16 protein-coding genes are annotated in these 19,979 nt (G+C 67.7%); 12 read left to right on the forward strand and 4 right to left on the reverse strand.

The window, feature by feature from the left end; translation table 11 throughout:
* Positions 1-88: 88 nt before the first annotated feature.
* The 5 genes from ACGVWT_RS08120 (at position 89) to ACGVWT_RS08140 (ending at position 6,171) form a co-directional block, all read left to right on the forward strand.
* Positions 89-1,459, forward strand: a complete 1,371-nt coding sequence (locus ACGVWT_RS08120; RefSeq protein WP_315460973.1) for a glycosyl transferase family protein — start codon at positions 89-91, stop codon at positions 1,457-1,459.
* Positions 1,456-2,460 carry a hypothetical protein gene (locus ACGVWT_RS08125; RefSeq protein WP_315471944.1) on the forward strand — a complete coding sequence of 335 codons (1,005 nt, stop codon included), beginning with the start codon at positions 1,456-1,458 and terminating at the stop codon, positions 2,458-2,460. Before ACGVWT_RS08120 ends, ACGVWT_RS08125 begins: the two co-directional genes overlap by 4 nt.
* Positions 2,461-2,718: 258 nt before the next feature.
* Complete coding sequence (locus ACGVWT_RS08130) at positions 2,719-3,633, forward strand: sulfite exporter TauE/SafE family protein (protein ID WP_043061052.1); 915 nt, start codon at positions 2,719-2,721, stop codon at positions 3,631-3,633.
* An 8-nt stretch (positions 3,634-3,641) separates the two neighbouring features.
* Complete coding sequence (locus ACGVWT_RS08135) at positions 3,642-4,418, forward strand: TIGR02186 family protein (protein ID WP_315460971.1); 777 nt, start codon at positions 3,642-3,644, stop codon at positions 4,416-4,418.
* 67 nt (positions 4,419-4,485) lie between these two features.
* Positions 4,486-6,171: a helicase HerA domain-containing protein gene (locus ACGVWT_RS08140; protein ID WP_315461026.1), complete on the forward strand. Its 1,686-nt coding sequence runs from the start codon at positions 4,486-4,488 to the stop codon at positions 6,169-6,171.
* A 138-nt stretch (positions 6,172-6,309) separates the two neighbouring features.
* Here the strand turns inward: ACGVWT_RS08140 and ACGVWT_RS08145 are convergent, their stop codons facing one another.
* The 3 genes from ACGVWT_RS08145 to ACGVWT_RS08155 form a co-directional block, all read right to left on the reverse strand.
* The gene (locus tag ACGVWT_RS08145) at positions 6,310-7,797 is read right to left on the reverse strand and encodes a M23 family metallopeptidase (RefSeq protein WP_315460970.1); all 1,488 of its coding nucleotides are present in this window, start codon (positions 7,795-7,797) and stop codon (positions 6,310-6,312) included.
* Between the two features lie 151 nt (positions 7,798-7,948).
* Positions 7,949-8,494 (reverse strand): MAPEG family protein, encoded by a 546-nt coding sequence (locus ACGVWT_RS08150; protein ID WP_315460969.1) that lies wholly within the window; start codon positions 8,492-8,494, stop codon positions 7,949-7,951.
* A complete protein-coding gene (locus ACGVWT_RS08155) occupies positions 8,491-9,705 on the reverse strand; it encodes a UbiH/UbiF/VisC/COQ6 family ubiquinone biosynthesis hydroxylase (RefSeq protein WP_315460968.1) in 1,215 nt (404 codons plus the stop codon). The genes ACGVWT_RS08150 and ACGVWT_RS08155 overlap by 4 nt, the downstream gene beginning before the upstream one ends.
* Before the next feature lie 457 nt (positions 9,706-10,162).
* On the opposite strand from ACGVWT_RS08155, the gene ACGVWT_RS08160 reads away from it, so the two are divergent.
* A complete protein-coding gene (locus tag ACGVWT_RS08160; RefSeq protein ID WP_315460967.1) occupies positions 10,163-12,490 on the forward strand; it encodes a DNA translocase FtsK 4TM domain-containing protein in 2,328 nt (775 codons plus the stop codon).
* 327 nt (positions 12,491-12,817) lie between these two features.
* Entirely contained in the window at positions 12,818-13,510 is a 693-nt protein-coding gene (locus tag ACGVWT_RS08165) for a hypothetical protein (protein WP_315460966.1), read from the forward strand.
* Between the two features lie 31 nt (positions 13,511-13,541).
* Here ACGVWT_RS08165 and ACGVWT_RS08170 read toward each other — a convergent pair whose 3' ends face one another.
* Positions 13,542-14,270, reverse strand: coding sequence for a Crp/Fnr family transcriptional regulator (locus tag ACGVWT_RS08170; RefSeq protein WP_315460965.1), 729 nt, complete (start codon positions 14,268-14,270; stop codon positions 13,542-13,544).
* 212 nt (positions 14,271-14,482) lie between these two features.
* Between ACGVWT_RS08170 and ACGVWT_RS08175 the strand changes: the two genes are divergently transcribed.
* The 5 genes from ACGVWT_RS08175 to ribA all read left to right on the forward strand — a co-directional run bounded on the left by ACGVWT_RS08175 (position 14,483) and on the right by ribA (position 19,979).
* Positions 14,483-14,866 carry a hypothetical protein gene (locus ACGVWT_RS08175; protein WP_315460964.1) on the forward strand — a complete coding sequence of 128 codons (384 nt, stop codon included), beginning with the start codon at positions 14,483-14,485 and terminating at the stop codon, positions 14,864-14,866.
* A gap of 91 nt (positions 14,867-14,957) precedes the next feature.
* Entirely contained in the window at positions 14,958-16,883 is a 1,926-nt protein-coding gene (locus ACGVWT_RS08180) for a prolyl oligopeptidase family serine peptidase (RefSeq protein WP_315460963.1), read from the forward strand.
* A gap of 312 nt (positions 16,884-17,195) precedes the next feature.
* Positions 17,196-17,810, forward strand: a complete 615-nt coding sequence (locus ACGVWT_RS08185) for an outer membrane lipoprotein carrier protein LolA (RefSeq protein WP_315460962.1) — start codon at positions 17,196-17,198, stop codon at positions 17,808-17,810.
* Positions 17,811-18,132: 322 nt separating this feature from the next.
* Complete coding sequence (locus ACGVWT_RS08190) at positions 18,133-18,915, forward strand: exodeoxyribonuclease III (RefSeq protein ID WP_315460961.1); 783 nt, start codon at positions 18,133-18,135, stop codon at positions 18,913-18,915.
* On the forward strand, positions 18,915-19,979 hold the full coding sequence (gene ribA, locus ACGVWT_RS08195) for a GTP cyclohydrolase II (protein ID WP_315460960.1): 1,065 nt from the start codon (positions 18,915-18,917) through the stop codon (positions 19,977-19,979). The genes ACGVWT_RS08190 and ribA overlap by 1 nt, the downstream gene beginning before the upstream one ends.

Genomic DNA, 19,979 nt, shown 5'->3' on the forward strand with positions numbered 1-19,979 from the left:
TGCGCGAATTCATGTCGATGTCAGAATCAACTTGCCGATTTTCGGTCCATAACGGAGGTTTGTCGCCGGGGCGGACCGGGGGCGGCGCGTGGATTGGATCACCGCGATTATCGACGCCACGGCGCGTGAGACCATGTTGTTCGCCGCGGCCGGCCTGTTGATCGGCGGGCTGGACGATCTGATCGTCGACCTGTGCTTTCTCGCCCGACGCGGGGTCGGACGCGGCGCTATCCCTACGCACCTCGATCGACTGCCCGCGCCGACCGACAGCGGATGCTTCGCGATCTTCGTCGCCGCCTGGGACGAACAGGCGGTGATCGGGCAGATGCTCGCCACCGCCGTCGCCCGGATCGATCATCCCGATTACCGGCTCTACGTCGGCGTCTATCCCAACGATCCCGGCACGATCGCCGCGGCGCGTGCGGTGGCGGCGACCGACCCGCGTATCCGCGTGATCGTCGGCCCCCGCAACGGCCCGACCACCAAGGCCGATTGCCTCAACAGCCTGTGGCGCGCGCTCGTCGCCGACGCCGCCGAAGGCCCGATCAAGGCGGTGGTGCTGCACGATGCCGAGGATGTCGTCCACGCCGCCGAACTCACCGTGTTCGACACGCTGATCGAAGGATGCGCCGTGGTACAGCTGCCCGTGCTGCCGCTGGTCCGCCGCGGATCGCTGGTATCCGGCCATTATGCCGACGAATTCGCCTATGCGCATATCGTCCAGCAGCCGGTGCGCGCGATGCTGGGCGCCGCGATGCCGCTCGCCGGCACGGGCTGCGCGATCGCGACCGACATGCTGGCGGCCATCGCCGCCGACCGGGGCGGCGCGCCGTTCGACGACACCAGCCTGACCGAGGATTACGAGCTCGGCCTCCACATCGCCGAACGCGGCGGCCGCAGCCGCTTCGCCCGCGTGCGCGATCCCCGCGACGACAGCCTGATCGCGGTGCGCGCCTATTTCCCGGACACCGTGCCCACCGCCACGCGGCAGAAGGCGCGGTGGATGACCGGGATCGCGCTCGCCGGATGGGACCGCACCGGCTGGGGACGGCCGCAGGCGCTGGCCGATCACTGGATGCGCTTCCGCGACCGGCGCGCGCCCGTGTCAGTGCTGGTGCTCGCGATCGCATATGTCGCGATCCTCCTGTGGCCGCTGTCGATCGGCCTGCACTGGCTGACCGGAACCGCGGTGGCGGATGCCCGCCTCGCCGACTGGCTGCTGACCGCGACGACGCTGCTGCTCGTCTGGCGGTTGGGGATGCGGGTCGCCTGCACCGCGCACGACCATGGCTGGCGCCAGGCGGGATGGTCCCTGCCGCGCTTCTTCGTCGGCAACATCATCGCGCTGATCGCCGCGCCGCGCGCGATCCAGCGCTACCTCACGCTTCTGCGCGGCGGCCCGCTGATCTGGGACAAGACCGCGCATGCCTTTCCGGAGCCGGGCACGCCGCTGGCATGACCGGCGGGCGCCCCTTGCGCTTTCTCGCGATCGTGCTTGGCGGCTGGATCGGCATGCGAACCCTGGCTCTGTTGCAAGCGGGCGACCTGCCGCTGGCGCCGCTCGCCAACCCGGTCGAGCACATCGTCGCCGCGCTGGGGATCGGAACGGCGGAGGCGGCCGTGCGCTCCCCGCTTCCGACGACCGGCGTCACACCGATCCCACGGCCGAACCGCACGCCCATCGCGCCGCCGCCAACACTGTCCCGCATCCCGGCCGCCGCCGCCCGGACGGAAGGCGACCGCCCCGCACCCGCCACGACGACGACGCCGCCCCGCCCCACGCCGCCACCCCTGCTCCCGCTGGCAACGCCCGCCACGATCACCCCGCGGGGACCATCGCGGCTCACCGGCAGCATCTGGGGCATCACACGCGGCGGCGGGATCGGGCAGGCAAGCGGCGGCCAGCTCGGCGGATCGCAGGCGGGGATCCGCGTCACCTATGCGCTGGGCACATCGCGCCGCGTCGCACTCGCGGCGCGCCTCTCGACCCCGCTCGCCGGCCGCGGTGCCGAAGCGGCGGTGGGCCTCGACTGGCAGCCCACCCGATTGCCGATCCACCTGCTCGCCGAACGCCGCATCGCGCTCGACGGCGGACACGGCGGCACGATGCTCGGTCTCGTCGGCGGCTATGGCCCCGCGCCCATCGCCGGAGCGGTGACGGTCGAGGGCTATGGCCAGGCAGGACTGATCGCGCGCGACGACACCGACGCCTTCGTCGATGGCGCGCTCCGCCTTGCGCACCCCGTCATGCGTCGGGGCAAGGCCCGCCTCGACGTCGGAGTCGGTGCGTGGGGCGGGGCACAGCGCGGGGCGGCGCGGCTCGACATCGGCCCGTCGCTCGGCCTTGTCGTGCCGGTCGCGAATCACAGCCTCCGCCTGACCGCCGACTGGCGCCAGCGAATCGCAGGCGACGCCCGCCCCGATTCCGGCCCCGCGCTCTCGATCGGCACCGACTTCTGACGACTGGAGCCGAACGACCCGCCCACCCCCGTCACCCCGGCCTTGTGCCGGGGTCCCGCTTCTTCAACGGTCGATCCAGAGCGGGACCCCGGATCAAGTCCGGGGTGACGAGGTAAGGCTGATCACCATCCGGCGCGGTCAGACACGCCTCCCCGCAAGGGGAGGAATGCACTGCCGTGCCGCGCGTCGATCGACCCGCCGAACCGCCCAATGACGATGGTCCTAGTGCCGCGGCGCCAGCCGCGTATAAAGCCCTGCGTGGATCTCTACCTCCCCATCGCCAACCTGTCGGTCAACGCGCTGGTCATCATCCTGCTGGGCGGCGGCGTCGGGCTGCTGTCGGGCATGTTCGGGGTCGGCGGCGGCTTTCTGACGACGCCGCTGCTCATCATCTACGGCATTCCCCCCACCGTCGCCGCTGCCTCTTCGGCCAGCCAGGTGACGGGCGCGAGCGTGTCGGGCGTCTTCGCACATTTTCATCGCGGCGGCGTCGACGTGAAGATGGGCAGCGTATTGGTTGCCGGCGGTATCCTGGGCAGCGGGGCTGGGGCGTGGATCTTCCAGCTGCTCAAAGCGAGCGGCCAGATCGATACGGTGATCGGTGTCGTCTATGTTGCGATGCTGGGATCGATCGGCACGCTGATGGCGCGCGAATCGATCGGGGCGATCGGCGTCGCCAAGGGGCGCGTCCGCCCGCGCGCGCGCAAGCGGCGCCACCATCCGCTGGTCGCCGCGCTGCCGCTGCGCACGCGTTTCTACGCGTCGGGCCTCTACATCTCGCCGCTCGCGCCGCTGCTGCTCGGCTTCTTCACCGGCATCCTCACCATCCTGCTCGGCATCGGTGGCGGCTTCATCCTGGTGCCGGCGATGATCTATCTGCTCGGCATGGCGACCAGCGTCGTCGTCGGCACCAGCCTGTTCCAGACGTTGTTCGTCACCGCGGTCGCCACCATGGTCCACGCCACCACCACCAAGGCGGTCGATATCGTGCTCGCCGGCCTGCTGCTGCTCGGATCGGTGACGGGCGCGCAATTGGGCGCGCGCTTCGCCAGCCGGGTAAAGCCCGAATATCTCCGCCTCGCGCTCGCGATCATGGTGCTGCTCGTCGGCCTGCGCATCCTGCTCGGCCTCGTCTGGCGGCCGGAGGAGATCTTCACGGTCGAGCTGACGTGAGCGCCCGCATGGCTCTGCTGCTGGCCGCGCCGGCGCTACTCGCCTCCTCGGCACCACCGGGCGGCTTCGGGCCGGCGAAACCCGTGCTCGTCCCCGACGTGTCGCAGCGCCAGATCGAGATCGCCTACAGCTTCACCGGCGCGGAGCTGCTGCTGTTCGGCGCGATCCTCTACCCCGGCGGCCGCCTGCCCCCCGGCGAATCGCCGACCGATATCGTGGTGATCGTAAAGGGCCCGACGCAATCGGTGCTGGTCCGCGAAAAGGAAAAGATCGCCGGCATCTGGGTCAATGCCCAGCATCAGCGCTACAGTTCGGCACCCAGTTTCTATGCGCTCGCCTCGTCGCGCCCGATCGACCGGATCGTCGACGAGCGCACCCGCGCGATCTACGAACTGGGGCTCGACAGCCTGCAATTGTCCCCCGGCTCCAATGCGGTCAGCGCAGTCGAGCACCGCTTCCAGCAGGGCCTCGTCGATCTGCGCCGCCGCGCGGGCCTGTATGTCGAGGCGCCGCGCGCGGTCGAGATCACCGACGACGTGCTGTATCGCGCGCGACTCACCATCCCGGCGCGTGTGCCGGTTGGGCGATTCACCGCCGAAACCTTCCTGATTCGCGACGGCCGCGTGCTGGCGGCGGCGGTGCGCGACATCGATATCCGCAAATCGGGCTTCGAACGCTTCGTCGCGCGCGCCGCCGAACGGCATGCGTTCCTTTACGGAATCGCGGCGGTGGCGCTGTCGATCGCGCTCGGCTGGGGCGCAGGCTGGGTCGCGCGCCGCGTGTAACCGTTCCCAACGCTAAATTAACCAGCGCCCTCTACCGCTCGTCCGGTATGAATGGGGATCGGGCGTGATGAACGATATGGCGGGGGCGGGTTCGTTTTCGCAAGGTACGCCGCTGAACGCGGCGGACGTGCAGGAAACGATCGGCCTGTCCGGCGCACCGATCGGGTGCGTCCTGACGATCGCGGGCAGCAGCAGCCGCGTGCTGTTCGATCGCAATGCGCTGGCCCTGTCCGCGCAAGGATCGGATCCGGTCTCCGCCGCCGCGGGCCAGGTCGGCACCCAGATCAAGATGCGCATCGGCCAGTCGTGGCTGGTCGCCAACGTCCGCAGCCTGTCGCTGCGCGATGGGTCGAGCGACTGGGTCGCCGCCGAAATCGACTTCCTCGGCGAAGGCATGGAGGAACAGCTGACCGGCCGCCTGTACGGCTTCCGCCGCGGCGTGACGCGCTATCCGATCCCGGGGTGCGAGGTCTTCCCGATCACCACCGCCGACCTCCAGCAGATCTATTCGGCCAGCAACCGCGCGCATATCCAGATCGGCACCGTCTATCCGACCCGCGACGTGCGCGCCTCGCTTTATATCGACGCGATGCTCAGCAAGCATTTCGCGCTGGTGGGCTCGACCGGCACCGGCAAATCGACCAGCGCCGCGCTGATCCTCCACCGCATCTGCGAACTGGCGCCGCAAGGCCATGTGCTGATGATCGATCCGCACGGCGAATATGGCGCCGCCTTCGGCAACAACGGCGCGCTGTACGACGTCAACAACCTTCAGATGCCCTATTGGCTGATGAACTTCGAGGAGCATTGCGAGGTCTTCGTCACCGCACGCGGCGAAGACAGCCAGCTCGACCGCGACATCCTGGCGAAGTGCCTGTTGATGGCGCGCGGCAAGAATCGTCTGGGCCAGGGCGTCGCCAAGCTCACCGTCGATGCGCCGATCCCCTATCTGCTCAGCGACCTCACCAATTTCATCGGCCTCGAAATGGGCAAGATGGATCGCGCCGGCGACACCGCCCCCTATCTGCGGCTCAAGACCAAGATCGAAGAGATCAAGGCCGATCCGCGCTACGGCTTCATGTTCTCCGGCATGCTCGTCGCCGATTCGATGGCCGACTTCCTCGCCCGCATCTTCCGCATGCCGGGCGACGGCAAGCCGATCTCGATCATCGACGTGTCGGGCGTGCCGTCGGAAATCACCTCGGTCGTCGTCGCGATGCTCAGCCGCATGACGTTCGACTTCGCGATCTGGGCGCGTAACGAGCCCAGGCGCCCGATCCTGCTCGTCTGCGAAGAAGCGCACCGCTACATTCCGAGCAGCCTCGGTGCCGACGGCCGCAACGCGTCGGTCGGCCGCATCCTCGGTCGCATCGCCAAGGAAGGGCGTAAATACGGCGTCAGCCTGGGGCTGATCACGCAGCGCCCGTCCGACCTCGAGGAAGGCGTGCTGTCGCAATGCGGCACGATCATCGCGATGCGCCTCAACAACGAACGCGACCAGGCCTTCGTCCGCGCCGCGATGCCGGAAGGCGCGCGCGGCTTCCTCGATGCGATCCCGGCGCTGCGCAACCGCGAATGCATCGTCTGCGGCGAAGGCGTCGCGGTGCCGATCCGCGTCAGCTTCGACAACCTCGAACCCGCCAAGCAACCCGCGTCCACCGACCCCGTTTTCTCGCAACTCTGGTGCGACGCCGGTGGCGAAGACGATATCATCGCCCGCACCATCCTCCGCTGGCGCGCCCAGGGGCGGTGAGTCGGACGCGCTGCGCTCAATCCAGCCGTCATCCCAGCGCAGGCTGGGATCTCCCGATGATTGCGCGCCGCAGGAGCCGCTGAAGACCCCAGCTTTCGCTGGGGTGACGCTCTCAAACGAGCGCTAAACGGGCCCCGACTACCGCCCGCCCACCGGCACCGCGAGCAGCCCCGCCGCGTAACTCCGGAACCGCCGCAGATCGCTGCCCGATAGCGCGGCGACGCTCGCGAAGCTGATCGAGCGCGGGTTCACCGTCTGGCCGTTGCGCCACACTTCCCAGTGCAGATGCGGCCCGGTCGACAGGCCGGTCGATCCGACATAGCCGATCACCTGCCCCTGCCGCACATGCTGGCCGCGCGCCACCGCGATGCGGCTCATATGGCCATAGCCGCTGGCGAGCCCACCGGCATGGCCCAGCTTGACGAAATTGCCGTAGCCGCCCGAACGCCCCGCGCCCTGCACCACGCCGTCGAGCACCGCATAGATGGGCGAGCCATAGGGCGCACCGATGTCGACGCCCTTGTGCATTTTCAGATAGCCGAGCAGCGGATGCATGCGGAAGCCGAAGGACGAGGTGATCCGCCCCGCGACCGGCATGCCCATGAAGCCGCGCCGTTCGCTCTGGCCCTTGGCGTCGAACCAGCTCGCATGGCCGTCCGCATCGTCCCAGCGGACGAGTTCGACCTTGCGGCGTCCCTGATCGATCCCGGCGAACAGCAGGTCGCCGAGCCGCTGCTCGCCGGTCGCGGCGCGGTCGCGCTGGATGATCAGGTCGAAGCTGTCGGCAGCCCCCACGTCGCGGCCGATCGACAGGCGCGTCGCCAGTGCCTTGATATAGCTTTCCACCACCCGCGCCGGCGCACCCGCGGCGCGCGCCGAGCGATACAGGCTGGAGCCGACGAGACCCTGGATACGCAGTGGCGTGCGGTCGACCGCGATCGGCTGGCGCGTCAGCACCAGGCCGGTGGCAGCACGATCGAGCGTCAGCGCCAGATCGAAGCGCGCGCGCAGCGACAGCTTTTCGAGCGGCCGGGCGACGGTGCGCGTCGGGCGCCGGCCGAGCGTCAGCGACAGGCGGGTGCCCGGCTGGATGTCGTCGAGCGATACCGCCTGCGCGATCAGCTCCGCCGCACGTGCCGCATCGGCGCGGCCGACGCCGGCACGGGTCAGGACGTGCGCCAGCGCATCGCCCTCGCCCAGCGTCGCGCTCAGCTCCACATGCGGGCGTTCGGGTGCCTCGGCGAGTGGCGAGACGAGGTCGTTCGCCGCCATGCGATGGCCTGTGTCACCGCCCCAGGCCAGCGGCGCGATGGCCTGGCCGCGCGCCTCTTCCCAGGCGGTGCCGTCGAGCGCCGCGGGCGCCGCGCCGACCAAGGGGCGGATACCGGGATTGAGCGCCCAGACCGTCGCCAGCAGGCCGGTCAGCGTCGCGAGGCCGCGCCACCAATCACGCGTGCCGATCTGCGCGCCAAGGTCGGGCGCCCAATCGATCGCGCCCCAATCGATACCGAACAGCCCCGGCGTCCGCACTGCCGGCCGCGCACCGGGCACGCCCGGCAGGCGCACGAACGGGCGCGCCGCGGTGCCGCCGGCCAGCTCATAGCCTTGATCGTTGCGCAAAAACACGCGGGCGGCGCCTCATGATCCAAGCGCCGCGTCCCCCCGGCGTCAGGGTGGCAGCGTTGTGGGGCCAAAGCGCTAAAGTCAAATTAACCGCGGAATGTGTGGGTTACGCCTGCGACGAGCCGGTTGCCCGCTGCGGTAGACAGGGGCTGGACTAGCGCAGCAGCGCCAGCGCCGCCATCAGCAGCGCGGCGACGCTGGGATAGAAGGTCAGGCCGAAACCCAGCGCGCGCGCCGCGGCGCCGTCGCGATAGCCGCTCCAGAACAGCAGCCGCCCGGCCGAGAAACACGCCGCGAACAGCGCAACGGCCACGCGCGCATGATCGTCGAGCAGCGTCAGCGCGCCATAGGCGATCGCGGCGAGCAGCGCCTGTTCGGCGGTGTTGCGCAGGATGGCATTGGCCGCATCGACACGGGGGTCGGCGCCGTCGCCGCCGTCGATCGCGCTGGCCGAGGCGAAGCGTCGCCGCGCGACATCGCCGATCGCGGCCGCCACCCACAGGCCCAGCGTCAGCAGCGCGACGCCTAGCGTCCAGCCGCGCGCTTCCAGCATCATCGCATCGCCGCGGGCGTAGCCGACCAGCGCCAACGCCACCGTCACGCCCAGCGCGATGCCCATGGCGCGCGTGACTCCAGCCTGCGCGCGGGCGAGCGGCGTCGCGGGCACCCGCTTCGCCGGATCGACCGGCGTCTCGCTCACACCAGCAGGCCCTGCAGCAGCTTGGGCAGCGTGCCGCTTTCGCCGCGGGCTTCCGCCATGAAACGGTCCTTCAGCGGCGGCAGGCGATCGACCGCGGAGATGCCGAAGCGGCGCACCGCGCTCGCCGTCTTGCCAGGGATACCGAACAGCCGCGTCAGCGTATCGGTGGCAGCGGCGACCATGAACGTGTCGAGCCCGCGCCAGCGCTGGTAGCGTTCGAGCAGCGCCGGATCGCCCAGGTCCAGCCCCAGCCGTTTGCCCTCGACCAGCACCTCGGCGAGCGTCGCGACGTCGCGCAGGCCCAGGTTCAGCCCCTGCCCCGCGATCGGATGGATGCCGTGCGCGGCATCGCCCACCAACGCCAGCCGCTCCGCGGTGATCCGCGCGGCATGGTGGAAGCCCAGTGGATAGCTCGCGCGCGGCGATGCTGCGCTGAGTTCGCCCAGGAACCCGCCCATCCGCTTGGTCGCCTCCGCCAGAAAAGCGCGGTCGCCCAGCTTCATCATGCCTGGCCCATCCACACCCTTCACCGACCAGACGATCGCCGATCGATGGCCGATGTCGTCGTCGGGCAGCGGCAGCAGCGCGAACGGTCCTGCGGGGTAGAAGATCTCGTAGGCAACGTCCTCGTGGCTGTATTCATGGTGGAACGCGCCGACGATCGCGGCATGGTCGTATTGCCAGCGCGCCACCGGGATGCCCGCCGCCTCGCGCGTCGGCGAATTGCGCCCTTCCGCCACGATCACCAGCGGCGCGGTGACGGTGGTGCCGTCGCTCAACGTCGCGGCGACCTGGTGTTCGCCGCGCGCCAGCTCGGTCGCGCGCGTCTGCATGCGCAGGTCGACGCGGGCCGCGGCGGTCGCGGCGGCGAACAGCGCGGCGCGCAACGCCTTGTTTTCGTACATCGTGCCGAGCGGATCGTCGCTCTCGCCAGGCCGGAAGTCGAGCTTGCCGGGCGCCAGTCCGTCGCTGACCCGGATATGCCGGATCGCGCAGCCTTTTCCCGCCAGCGCGGCGCCGACGCCGATCGCATCCAGCATCCGCCCGCTCGCACTCGCGATCGCCGACGCGCGCCCGTCGAAGCCGGGGGCGAGCACGACCGCGGGGTCGGCGGGATCGACCACGATGCTCGTGACTCCATGCGCATCGAGCGCCAGTGCAAGCGTGGCGCCGACCAGGCCGCCGCCGAGGATGATGACGTCCGAATTCATGCACATCCCTCTACAGGTCGCCGCGCACCGTGCCAACGCTCCCTACGGTCGTAGGCAGGCGTTGTTCCCGGCGGGGGAGCGGTTCGGAAAGTCACAAAAGTCACGCCGACGCACGTGTTTTTCGAAACGGGGGGCCTGCGGTGGGACAGAGCGTGGAAGGGGTGGCACGGATGGGGCGTGTAGGACAGCCCGATCGCGGATTCGTCGATTTATTGTTATTTTATAGTGTCTTGCGAGATGATGACGGCGGTGGCGATCCAACACGGCCGGGACCCGCCTTGCCGCATCGGACCTGCGCGACCCTTCGCGTGCCTCGATCGCAGATGCGCGGACCCGGACCGGGTTTGGATGACGGGGGACGTGGGTACATCAGCTCGCCATCCGCCCATCTTGACGGAATCGCCCCATCGGCCGATGAACCGGCGTTAACTTTTCGGAACATTGAAGGAATCGAGCGATGGCGAGCCGTGCGCAGCCAGGGCTGTTGCGTGAGACGGTGAGAGCGGGCGCAGTGCGGGGCGGCGCGTTGGTCGCCGCGATCGCGCTGTTCGTCGCCACCGCGGTCATGGTGCTCGCGCTGGCGAGCTACCGCGCCAGCGACGCCGCGCTCAACACCGCCTCCGGGGGGCCGGTGCAGAATCTCGCCGGCCCGCCCGGCGCCTGGTTCGCCGACCTCGCGCTCACACTGTTCGGCCCGGCGGTCGCATTGCTGCTGCCGATCGCGCCGATCGTCGCTGCGCGGCTGTGGCGCGATCGGCCCGCGGGGCGCTGGCTCGCGATGCTGCGCAATGCCGCGATCGGCGTGGCGCTGATCGCCGCCGCGCTCGCCTTCGTCTCCGATGCGTCGGTTCTGGCGCTGCCTGCCGGCTGGGGCGGCGTCGCCGGCCTGTCGGTGGCCAAGGCCGTGGAATGGGGCCTGTCGTTCATCGGCCAGCCGGGCGCAGAGCGCTGGGCGGCACGCGGCATCGGCCTGGTCGTCGGCATCGCCGGCATCGTCATTTGGGCGAAGAGCCTCGACATCGACCTCGGCGACCGCCGCTTCCGTCTGCGCCGCACGCGTGGCGCGGTGATCGGCGCCGACGACGATGGCGACGATCTGTACGACGACGCCTATGACGACGAGGACGAGGAACCGCTCCAGCTCGCGCGCAAGGTCGTCGAACCGCGCGCGGTCGCGACGCCCGATCCCCGTCCCGCCCCCAATATCGCCGACCGCAATCTCGCGCCCTCCGCCGCCAAGCCCAAGCCCAAGCAGCAGAGCCTCGACCTCGGCCACAGCTATACGCTGCCGCAGCTCGATCTGCTCACCCCCGCGCCGCCGGCGCCGAAGGGCACGATCGACAAGGCCTCGCTGGAGCGCAACGCGCGCCTGCTCGAAAACGTGCTCGACGACTTCAAGGTGCACGGCGTCATCAACGAGGTGCGCCCCGGCCCGGTCGTGACGATGTACGAGCTGGAGCCCGCGCCAGGCATCAAGGCCAGCCGCGTCATCGCGCTCGCCGACGATATCGCGCGCAACATGTCGGCGATCTCGGCGCGCGTCGCGGTGATCCCGGGTCGCAACGTCATCGGCATCGAACTGCCCAACCAGAAGCGTGAATCGGTCAGTCTGCACGAACTCGTCGGCAGCCAGACGTTCGAGGATCAGGCCGCGCAGCTGCCGATCATCCTCGGCAAGAACATTGCCGGCGATCCCGTCATCGCCGATCTTGCGCCGATGCCGCATCTGCTCGTCGCCGGCACCACCGGATCGGGCAAGTCGGTCGGCCTCAACTGCATGATCCTCTCGCTGCTCTACCGGCTGACGCCCGAACAGTGCCGGATGATCATGATCGATCCCAAGATGCTCGAACTGAGCATGTACGACGACATCCCGCACCTGCTGTCGCCGGTCGTCACCGATCCCGCCAAGGCGGTGCGTGCCTTGAAGTGGGCGGTCGAGACGATGGAGGATCGCTACCGCCAGATGTCGTCGGTCGGCGTACGCAGCCTGGCAGGCTTCAACGACAAGGTGCGCGCCGCCAAGGCCAAGGGCCAGCGCCTCGGCCGCCGCGTCCAGACCGGCTACCACCCCGACACCGGCCAGCCGGTGTATGAGGAAGAGCAGCTCGACTACGAACCGCTGCCGCAGATCGTCGTCATCGTCGACGAACTTGCCGACCTGATGATGACCGCGGGCAAGGAGGTGGAATTCCTGATCCAGCGCCTCGCGCAAAAGGCGCGCGCCGCGGGCATCCACCTGATCATGGCGACGCAGCGCCCGTCGGTCGACGTCATCACCGGCGTCATCAAGGCGAACCTGCCGACGCGCATCAGCTTCCACGTCACCAGCAAGATCGACAGCCGCACCATCCTGGGCGAACAGGGCGCCGAACAGCTGCTGGGCCGCGGCGACATGCTCTACATGCCCGGCGGCAAGGGCATCGTCCGCGTCCACGGCCCCTTCGTCAGCGACGACGAGGTGCGCGCCATCGCCGATCACTGGCGCGCGCAGGGCCAGCCCGATTACATCAGCTCGGTCACCGAAGAGCCCGAGGACAGCTTCGCGCTGGAAGGCGCGCCGGAGGGCGAGGACACCGCTGAGGATCAGCAGTATCGTGCCGCGATCCAGCTGGTGTGCGAATCGCAGAAGGCCTCGACCAGCTGGCTGCAACGCCAGCTGCGCATCGGCTACAATTCGGCAGCGCGGCTGATCGAACGCATGGAAAAGGACGGCATCGTCGGCCGCCCCGACCATGTCGGCCGCCGCGAAGTGCTACGCGATACCGAAGGCCACGCGATCTGAGGCGGGGGATCAACAGCTGATACAGATGTATTTTAAACCAAATAAGATGGAAGCTACCGCATCAATCCGCGGACGATAGCCGCCTAAAATCGTTAATTATTATCTTTTATCAATGTTTTACCGCCGTTGCGATACATCATTTACCCTATTCGGCGATGCTATCGACTGAAGCCAGGGTCACTTGCCTGCCATAATGAGTATTATTCGGCATTAATTTCTTGAAGAACGACTTGAACGTGGAGCTACCGCTCCCCAGTTCGAAATCGGTCCTAGATTTGGATCAGGTATAAGTTGCGTTGCGTCAGCCCTCCAGTTGGACTGATGACGATGATACTGAATTCTATTGTTCCAATATTCTCATCTCCTCCACTTAATCCTGATGCTTTGATCGAAGTGATGGGATTTACCCGCGCCGCAGCTTTGACCGTGATAGCGGCAAGCGTCGCTTTCACGCTCAAAATAGCTTGGGATGCTTTCAAGTTCTGGGAGAATAGAGAGCGGTGGAAACACGCCGAAGCACAGAAGCAGGCTGCGGAAGAGAAATTAAATAAAGAAGCCGAGTCCGCCGTGCGGCGGGGCTTGGCGGAATTGGAACGGCACCACTGGGAAAATCAATTGGTCATCCGTACGATGATGAAACGGATCGATGACGATCAGCGCATGCCGCTGGAGTATCAGGTCGATCGGCTCTCCATCATGCCGCTCCCGCGTTTCCTGCTTGACGACCAGATAGCACGCCTGAGCGACGACAAGGCTGTCTACCTTACCAAACTGCAAAGGATGATACCCAACTTCGAACGTGAATATCAGCAGGCCGCGAAGCTGCTTCGCGAAGGGAAGCTCGTCACCTTCCGAAGTTTCCTGAAAACGCTGGATATCAAAGCCGCAGTCGGAATGCGCGTGGCCGGCACGACCCACCAATCGATGTTCGGCTCGGATCTGGGTCTCCATCCAGACCGTTCACCGGCGGGGTCCACAAAGCCCCTCGACTTTTACGAGGACGAGCCTGACGAGGCGTAAGCCGGCCTTCACCGATGGCACCGCGCCTGCCCTACCGTGCCGCCGGCAGCCACGCCGGCTCGAATGCCGGCTGGCGCGGCGGCAGCGGCGAGAGCTGCCGCAGGCGATCGACATCGAGCAGCCGCACGCGATGCCCCCTCCGCGCGATCAGTCCCTCGTCCTCCATCGCGCGCACCGTGCGGTTGACATGGACCCCGGTCAGCCCGAGCAGGTCGCCGATCACCTCCTGCGTCAGCGGCAGGTCGAACGCATCGTCCTCCACCATGCCGATCGGGGTCAGCCGCGTGTGAAGGTCGACCAGCAGCCGCGCGAGCTGTTCGCGGGCCGAGGCATTGCCGGTGATCGCCAGCATGTCCATCAGCGCCAATCGCTCCATCTGCACCGCGACCATGAACAGCGCGGCGAGCCGCGGCGCCGTCTCGTACAGCCGCCCGATCCGCTCATATGGCACGAGGGCGGTCACCGATTCGGTGATCGCGGTCAGCGTGTCCGCCGCCTTCGACAGCACCATCGTCGGCGTACCGAGCATGTCGCCGGGCAGATGCACCTTCTGGATCAGGCGGTTGCCGCTGCGCAGGATGATCGACGACGCCACCCATCCCTTCAGGTGCAGGTGAAAGCCACTCACCGCATCGCCTTCGCGCTGGAAGGTTTCGCCGCGTCGGCGCACCACCTCGCCATCGCCGAGCGTGCCGAGCAATTCGACTTCGGTGCGGGTGAGATCGGCGAACGCGCGGTAACGGTGGATCGGGTACGTCATATGCGTCAGGTTTGCCGACCGTTACGCTAGCGTTCAAGCTGAACCCCCTTGATGCAGAGCAGGACGCCGGCATGATGGCGCCCTCACGTCGCAGGGGGCATTGATCATGACACGCTTCACCGGCCGCGCGCGATCCTGTCTGGCGCTCCCGATCCTCGCACTGCTCGCGACCGCAGCCGCCCCCCGTTCCGCCATCAGCGCGCGAGCGTGCGGTGATAGACGCGATCGAGCGCAGCATCGTCCTGCCGGCAAAGGCTTGGCCGCTGGCCGCCTATGGGCGCAACTATGCCTGGGCGGACCGGACGCATGTGGTCGCCAACTATCTGTTGCCTTCATCCCCGCCAGCCCCGAACCAGGGGTGCGACGTCATGATCGAAAACTTCAAATCGCGGCCCTGCACGCGGGCCGAAATCGCCGACATGGCCCGGCGCTACGCCAAATCCCGCGCTGCCGAAACGCCCGCCGGGCAGCGCCGCTGGTTTGCCCACGCGCACGACCTGCCCTTCATCTTCGATGGTGGCTGCATCCAGGTCACCGTCGAATATGACGTCGCCAGCCGCAGCATCACCCGCACGCAGTGCAACGGCTACGCCTGACGGCCATTCGCCCGATCGCCATTTTCCTTGATCCCCGGCGCCAAGCTGGCAAGGTGTAGCTTAGAGATAATACACCGGGGAGTTCCATTCGATGAAACGCATCGCCGCCGCCGCCGCGCTTCTGCTGGCCGGCACCGCCATGGCGCAGGACAGCACCACCGTCGCCCCGCCCGCCGCGATCGTCGCGGATGGTATCCCGCCGGTGCCGCAGGCGCTCGCCGATGCGACGCGGCCCTATCTGGAATCGCGCTCGTCGGCGTTCGGCGGCTGGAATCCGGTGACGCGCGGCGTGCTGATCGCGACGCGCTTCGGCAATACGGTGCAGGCGCACGAGGTCGCGATGCCGATGGGCGCGCGCCGCCAGCTGTCGTTCGAGGCGGATGCCATCGCCCGCGCAAGCTATGCGCCCAAGCGCGGCGACGTGATGGTCGTGCAGAAAGACGTCGGCGGCAGCGAATTCTGGCAGCTCTACACGCTGCGGGACGGCCGCCTGACGCTGCTGACCGATGGCAAGAGCCGCAATGCGATCAACGCCTGGAGCCATGACGGCCGCTGGCTCGGCTATTCGTCGACGCGGCGTAACGGCCGCGACAACGACCTGTACGTCATCGATCCGCGCAATCCGAAGAGCGACCGCCTCGTCGCGCAGGTGAAGGGCGGCGGCTGGGCGATCAGCGACTTCGCGCCCGATGCGAAGACCGCGGTCGTCACCGAATATCGCTCGGTCAACAAGACCAACCTGTACCGGATGGACGTCGCGACCGGCGCGATGACGCCGATCGGCGATCCTGCCGCCGCCATCGCCTATGGCGAGGCCAAGTTCGCACCTGACGGCACCTTGTGGGTAACGTCGGACGAGGGATCGGACTTCCAGCGCCTCGGCACGATCGATCCGAAGACGGGCCGCTTCACCGCGGTCGCCCCCGAACCGAAGTGGGACGTCGACGCCTTCGACATTTCGGACGACGGCCGCACCATCGCCTATGTCGTCAACGAAGCGGGTATCGACCGGCTGAAGCTGCTCGACGTCGCCAGCCGCCGCGCCCGCACCGTGCCGCTGCCCGCCGGCAGCATCGGCGGCGTGGAATTCGCGCCCTGGGGCGCGCTGGGCTTCGCGCTCAATTCCGCCAAGGCGCCGACCGACACCTATTCGCTCGATCCCGCGACGCTGAAGGTAACGCGCTGGACGGCGAGCGAGACCGGCGGGCTCGACCCGGCGCGCAACGTCGAGCCGGAATTCGTCGAGGTGAAGAGCTTCGACGGCGAACCCGTGTCGGGCTTCCTCTACCGCCCCGATCCGAAGCGCTGGCCGGGCAAGCGCCCGCTCCTGTTCAACATCCACGGCGGACCGGAGGGGCAGTCGACCCCCGGCTTCCTGGGGCGCAACAATTACCTGCTCAACGAACTGGGCATCGCGCTCTTCTACCCCAACGTCCGCGGCTCGACCGGGTTCGGCAAGCGCTTCGTCGCGCTCGACAACGGGCCATTCAAGCGGGAAGATTCGGTGAAGGACATCGGCGCCTTCCTTGACCGGTTCGACAAGGACCCGCGCATCGATTCGAAGCGGATCGCGGAAACCGGCGGCAGCTACGGCGGCTATATGTGTTACGCGCTCGCGATCCGGTACGGCGACCGGTTCAAGGCGGCGAACTGCATCGTCGCCATCTCCAACTTCGTCACCTTCCTCGAAAACACGCAAAGCTATCGTCGCGACCTGCGCCGCGTCGAATATGGCGATGAGCGCGATCCCGCCCAGCGCGCCAAGCTGGTCGAAATCAGCCCGCTCACCCGCGCCAAGGAGCTGAAAATCCCGCTGATGGTCGTCACCGGCGGCAACGACCCGCGCGTGCCCGCATCGGAAGCCAACCAGATGGTCGCCGCGGTCCGCGCCAATGGCGTGCCCGCCTGGCACCTGCTCGCCAAGGACGAAGGCCATGGCTACGCCAAGAAGGAGAATCAGGACTATCAGTTCTGGACCAGCCTGATGTTCTGGCAGGCGAACCTGCTGGGGAAGTGATGGATCGGGTGGCGGGTAAAGTTCTGTAAATCAACGGGAAATCGTGACCCGCTGTCCTACACCTTACCAAGACTATAATCGCGCTCCATGACCCCAAATTCGTCATTGCGAGCGCAGCGCGGCAATCCAGAGCCGGACCAGGACGCCCTGGATTGCCGCGCTACGCTCGCAATGACGCGGGAGGGGTGGAAATCGAAACGATCGCCCTCGATCGTTTCCGTTAAGGTGTTCATGTTGTCTATCTTCCGGGCACCCAACCGCCGTCCCGACAGTTAAGGGCCGGTTCAACGCCCTCCCCCCATCAGGACCCGCATGACCCGATACGCTTTTGCTCTCGCCCTGCCGATCGCCCTCGTCGCGCCGGCCGCTCTGCCGGCCCAGGCGACCGGCGACCTCGCCGCGGTGCAGCGCCACCTCCAGTCGGTCGAGACGATGACCGCCGACTTCACGCAGACCGACCGCAACGGCAAGGTGCTGACCGGTACGTTCACGCTGAAGAAGCCGGGCAAGCTGCGCTTCCAGTATGAAAAGGGCGTGCCGATCCTGATCGTCGCGGAGGGCGGCGCGCTGACCTTCATCGATTATTCCGTGCGGCAGGTGCAGCGCTGGCCGATCAAGAACTCGCCACTGGGCGTGCTGCTCGATCCGACGCGCGATATCACCCGTTATGCGAAGCTCGTCCAGACCGGGAACGACCGCGTCGTCTCGGTCGAGGCGAACGATCCCAAGCATCCCGAATATGGCAAGATCACGCTGATCTTCGCCCGCGACTCGGCGGCCCCGGCGGGACTCGCGCTGCAGGGCTGGGTCGCGCTCGACAGCCAGAACAACCGCACGACGATTCGCCTGTCGAATCAGCGATTCGGCGTGCCGGTGAGCGACCAGACGTTCAAATGGAACGATCCACGGAGGCCGAACGTCCGCTAAGCCGGGTTCATTCATGTACCCGACAGGTTTGCTGGCCTAGAGACGTCCTCGCGGATGTGGGGCGTTCGGGATTTTTTCCCCCTGTTGCCCGGATGACCATCAACCACTTCCCGCCTGCGTGACGAACGCTAGGTCGGCCCTCGCTCCATGCCCCCGGAGCGGGGGCCTTTCCATTTATGGCGGCGAGCGCCGTGCCGGCGCCCACTCGCCAAAAACTCGCCCGGCGAGCAGGGCCCGTCCGACGTCATGGGCTTGGCCCATGACGCGCCCGAAGCCTTGGCCAACCTTGCTCCCCTCCCCGCCCCCGCCTAGATGCACCGGCGTGAAGATCGTCTCCTGGAACATCAATTCGGTCCGCTTCCGGATCGCCATCGTCGAACAGTTCCTGCGCGAGGTGGAACCCGATATCCTGTGCCTCCAGGAAACCAAGGTCATCGACGCCGACTTCCCCTTCGCTGCCTTCCGCGCGCTGGGCTACGACCACATCGTCATTCACGGCCAGCGCATGCACCATGGCGTCGCGATCCTGAGCCGCGTGCCGCTGATCGAAGACGACCGCTTCGACTGGCAGGCGAACCAGGAAGCGCGCCACGTCGGCGTCCGCCTGCCCAACGGCGTGCGGCTGGAGAATGTCTACGTCCCCGCCGGCGGCGACGTCCCCGATCGTGACGTGAACCCCAAGTTCGGCCAGAAGCTCGACTTCGTCGAACGGATGACGCGCTGGTCGGAGGCCCTCGACGTGCCGACCATCCTGACCGGCGACTTCAATATCGCACCGCTGCCCAGCGACGTATGGAGCCACAAGGCCCTGCTGAAGGTCGTCAGCCACACCCCCATCGAGGTCGAGGCGCTCGATCGCCTCCAGGCCTCGAACGATTGGGTCGACTTGGGGCGGCATTTCCACCCCGCCCCCGCGCGCCTCCACACCTGGTGGAGCTATCGCTCGCCCGACTGGACCAAGAACGACCGCGGCCGCCGGCTCGACCATATGTGGGCGACGCGCGACGTTGCCGAAAAGGCGACCAGCCATGTCGTGCACGAGGCGTGCCGCAGCTGGCTCAGCCCGTCGGACCATGTGCCGATCCTGACCGAGTTCGCCTTCTGATGAGCGCGTCCGCCCGCGATGTCGCGCGTGCGATCGACGCGCTGCGCCGCGGCTGGCCGATCGCCATCGCCGCGCCGGGTGAGGCCCCCCTGCCCCTGCTCGCGGTCGAGACTGCGGACCCGATCGGGCTCGAATCCTTCGTGGGCGGGGGCGCATTCCCGCTACTCATCTCCAACGGCCGCGCCGCGACGCTGAAGCTGACCAACCAGCTCGCCGCCGCCGATCCCGATACGCCGGTCGCGATCGAGCCGGCGCCGTGGCTCGACTTTTCCACCGCGGTCGCGCTCGCCGACCCGCAATTCGATCTCGCGACGCCGCTGAAAGGGCCGTTCCGCACGATGGTGATCGATCGCCCGGCGGCGAGCCTCGCGGCGATTCGACTGGCGCGGATCGCGGGACTGCTGCCGGCCTTCTTCCTCGACGGCACCGGTGCCGAGGTGACGATCGATCCCGCCGCGATCGACGCGCATCAGGCATCCAGCGCTTTGCGTCTGGCAACCCGCGCCCGGCTGCCGGTCGACGGTGCGGAGGATGCCGAGATCGTCGCGTTTCGCTCGCCCGACTCGAGCGACGAACATGTCGCACTATTGGTTGGCCAGCCCAATGGATCACCGCCGTTGGTCCGCCTGCATAGCGAATGCCTGACCGGCGATGTGCTCGGCAGCCTGAAATGCGACTGCGGGCCGCAACTGCGCGCGGCGATCGAGGCGATCAAGGCGCAGGGCTGGGGGATCTTGCTGTATCTGCGGCAGGAAGGCCGCGGGATCGGCCTGGTCAACAAGCTGCGCGCCTATGCCCTGCAGGACCAGGGGTTCGATACGGTCGATGCCAACACCCGGCTGGGCTTTGCGATCGACGCGCGCGATTTCGGCGTGGCGGCGCGGATGCTATCGTTGCTGGGGCAGCGCAGCGTGCGACTGTTGACCAACAATCCGGCCAAGGTCGCGGGACTGGAAGCGGCGGGCGTGACGGTGATCGAACGCGTCGCGCACGCCCTGCCGCCCAACCCCCACAATGCACGCTATCTGGCGACGAAGCGGGACCGGACTGGCCACCAGCTCTGA

It is taken from the genome of Sphingomonas sp. S6 (assembly GCF_043498045.1).
Taxonomy (GTDB): domain Bacteria; phylum Pseudomonadota; class Alphaproteobacteria; order Sphingomonadales; family Sphingomonadaceae; genus Sphingomonas.

Coding starts and splice junctions, on each gene's coding strand:
- ACGVWT_RS08125 (WP_315471944.1), top strand. CDS start 1,456: ATGACCGGCGGGCGCCCCTTGCGCTTTCTCGCGATCGTGCTTGGCGGC.
- ACGVWT_RS08135 (WP_315460971.1), top strand. CDS start 3,642: ATGGCTCTGCTGCTGGCCGCGCCGGCGCTACTCGCCTCCTCGGCACCA.
- ACGVWT_RS08140 (WP_315461026.1), top strand. CDS start 4,486: ATGAACGATATGGCGGGGGCGGGTTCGTTTTCGCAAGGTACGCCGCTG.
- ACGVWT_RS08155 (WP_315460968.1), bottom strand. CDS start 9,705: ATGAATTCGGACGTCATCATCCTCGGCGGCGGCCTGGTCGGCGCCACG.
- ACGVWT_RS08160 (WP_315460967.1), top strand. CDS start 10,163: ATGGCGAGCCGTGCGCAGCCAGGGCTGTTGCGTGAGACGGTGAGAGCG.
- ACGVWT_RS08165 (WP_315460966.1), top strand. CDS start 12,818: ATGATACTGAATTCTATTGTTCCAATATTCTCATCTCCTCCACTTAAT.
- ACGVWT_RS08170 (WP_315460965.1), bottom strand. CDS start 14,270: ATGACGTACCCGATCCACCGTTACCGCGCGTTCGCCGATCTCACCCGC.
- ACGVWT_RS08180 (WP_315460963.1), top strand. CDS start 14,958: ATGAAACGCATCGCCGCCGCCGCCGCGCTTCTGCTGGCCGGCACCGCC.
- ACGVWT_RS08185 (WP_315460962.1), top strand. CDS start 17,196: ATGACCCGATACGCTTTTGCTCTCGCCCTGCCGATCGCCCTCGTCGCG.
- ribA (WP_315460960.1), top strand. CDS start 18,915: ATGAGCGCGTCCGCCCGCGATGTCGCGCGTGCGATCGACGCGCTGCGC.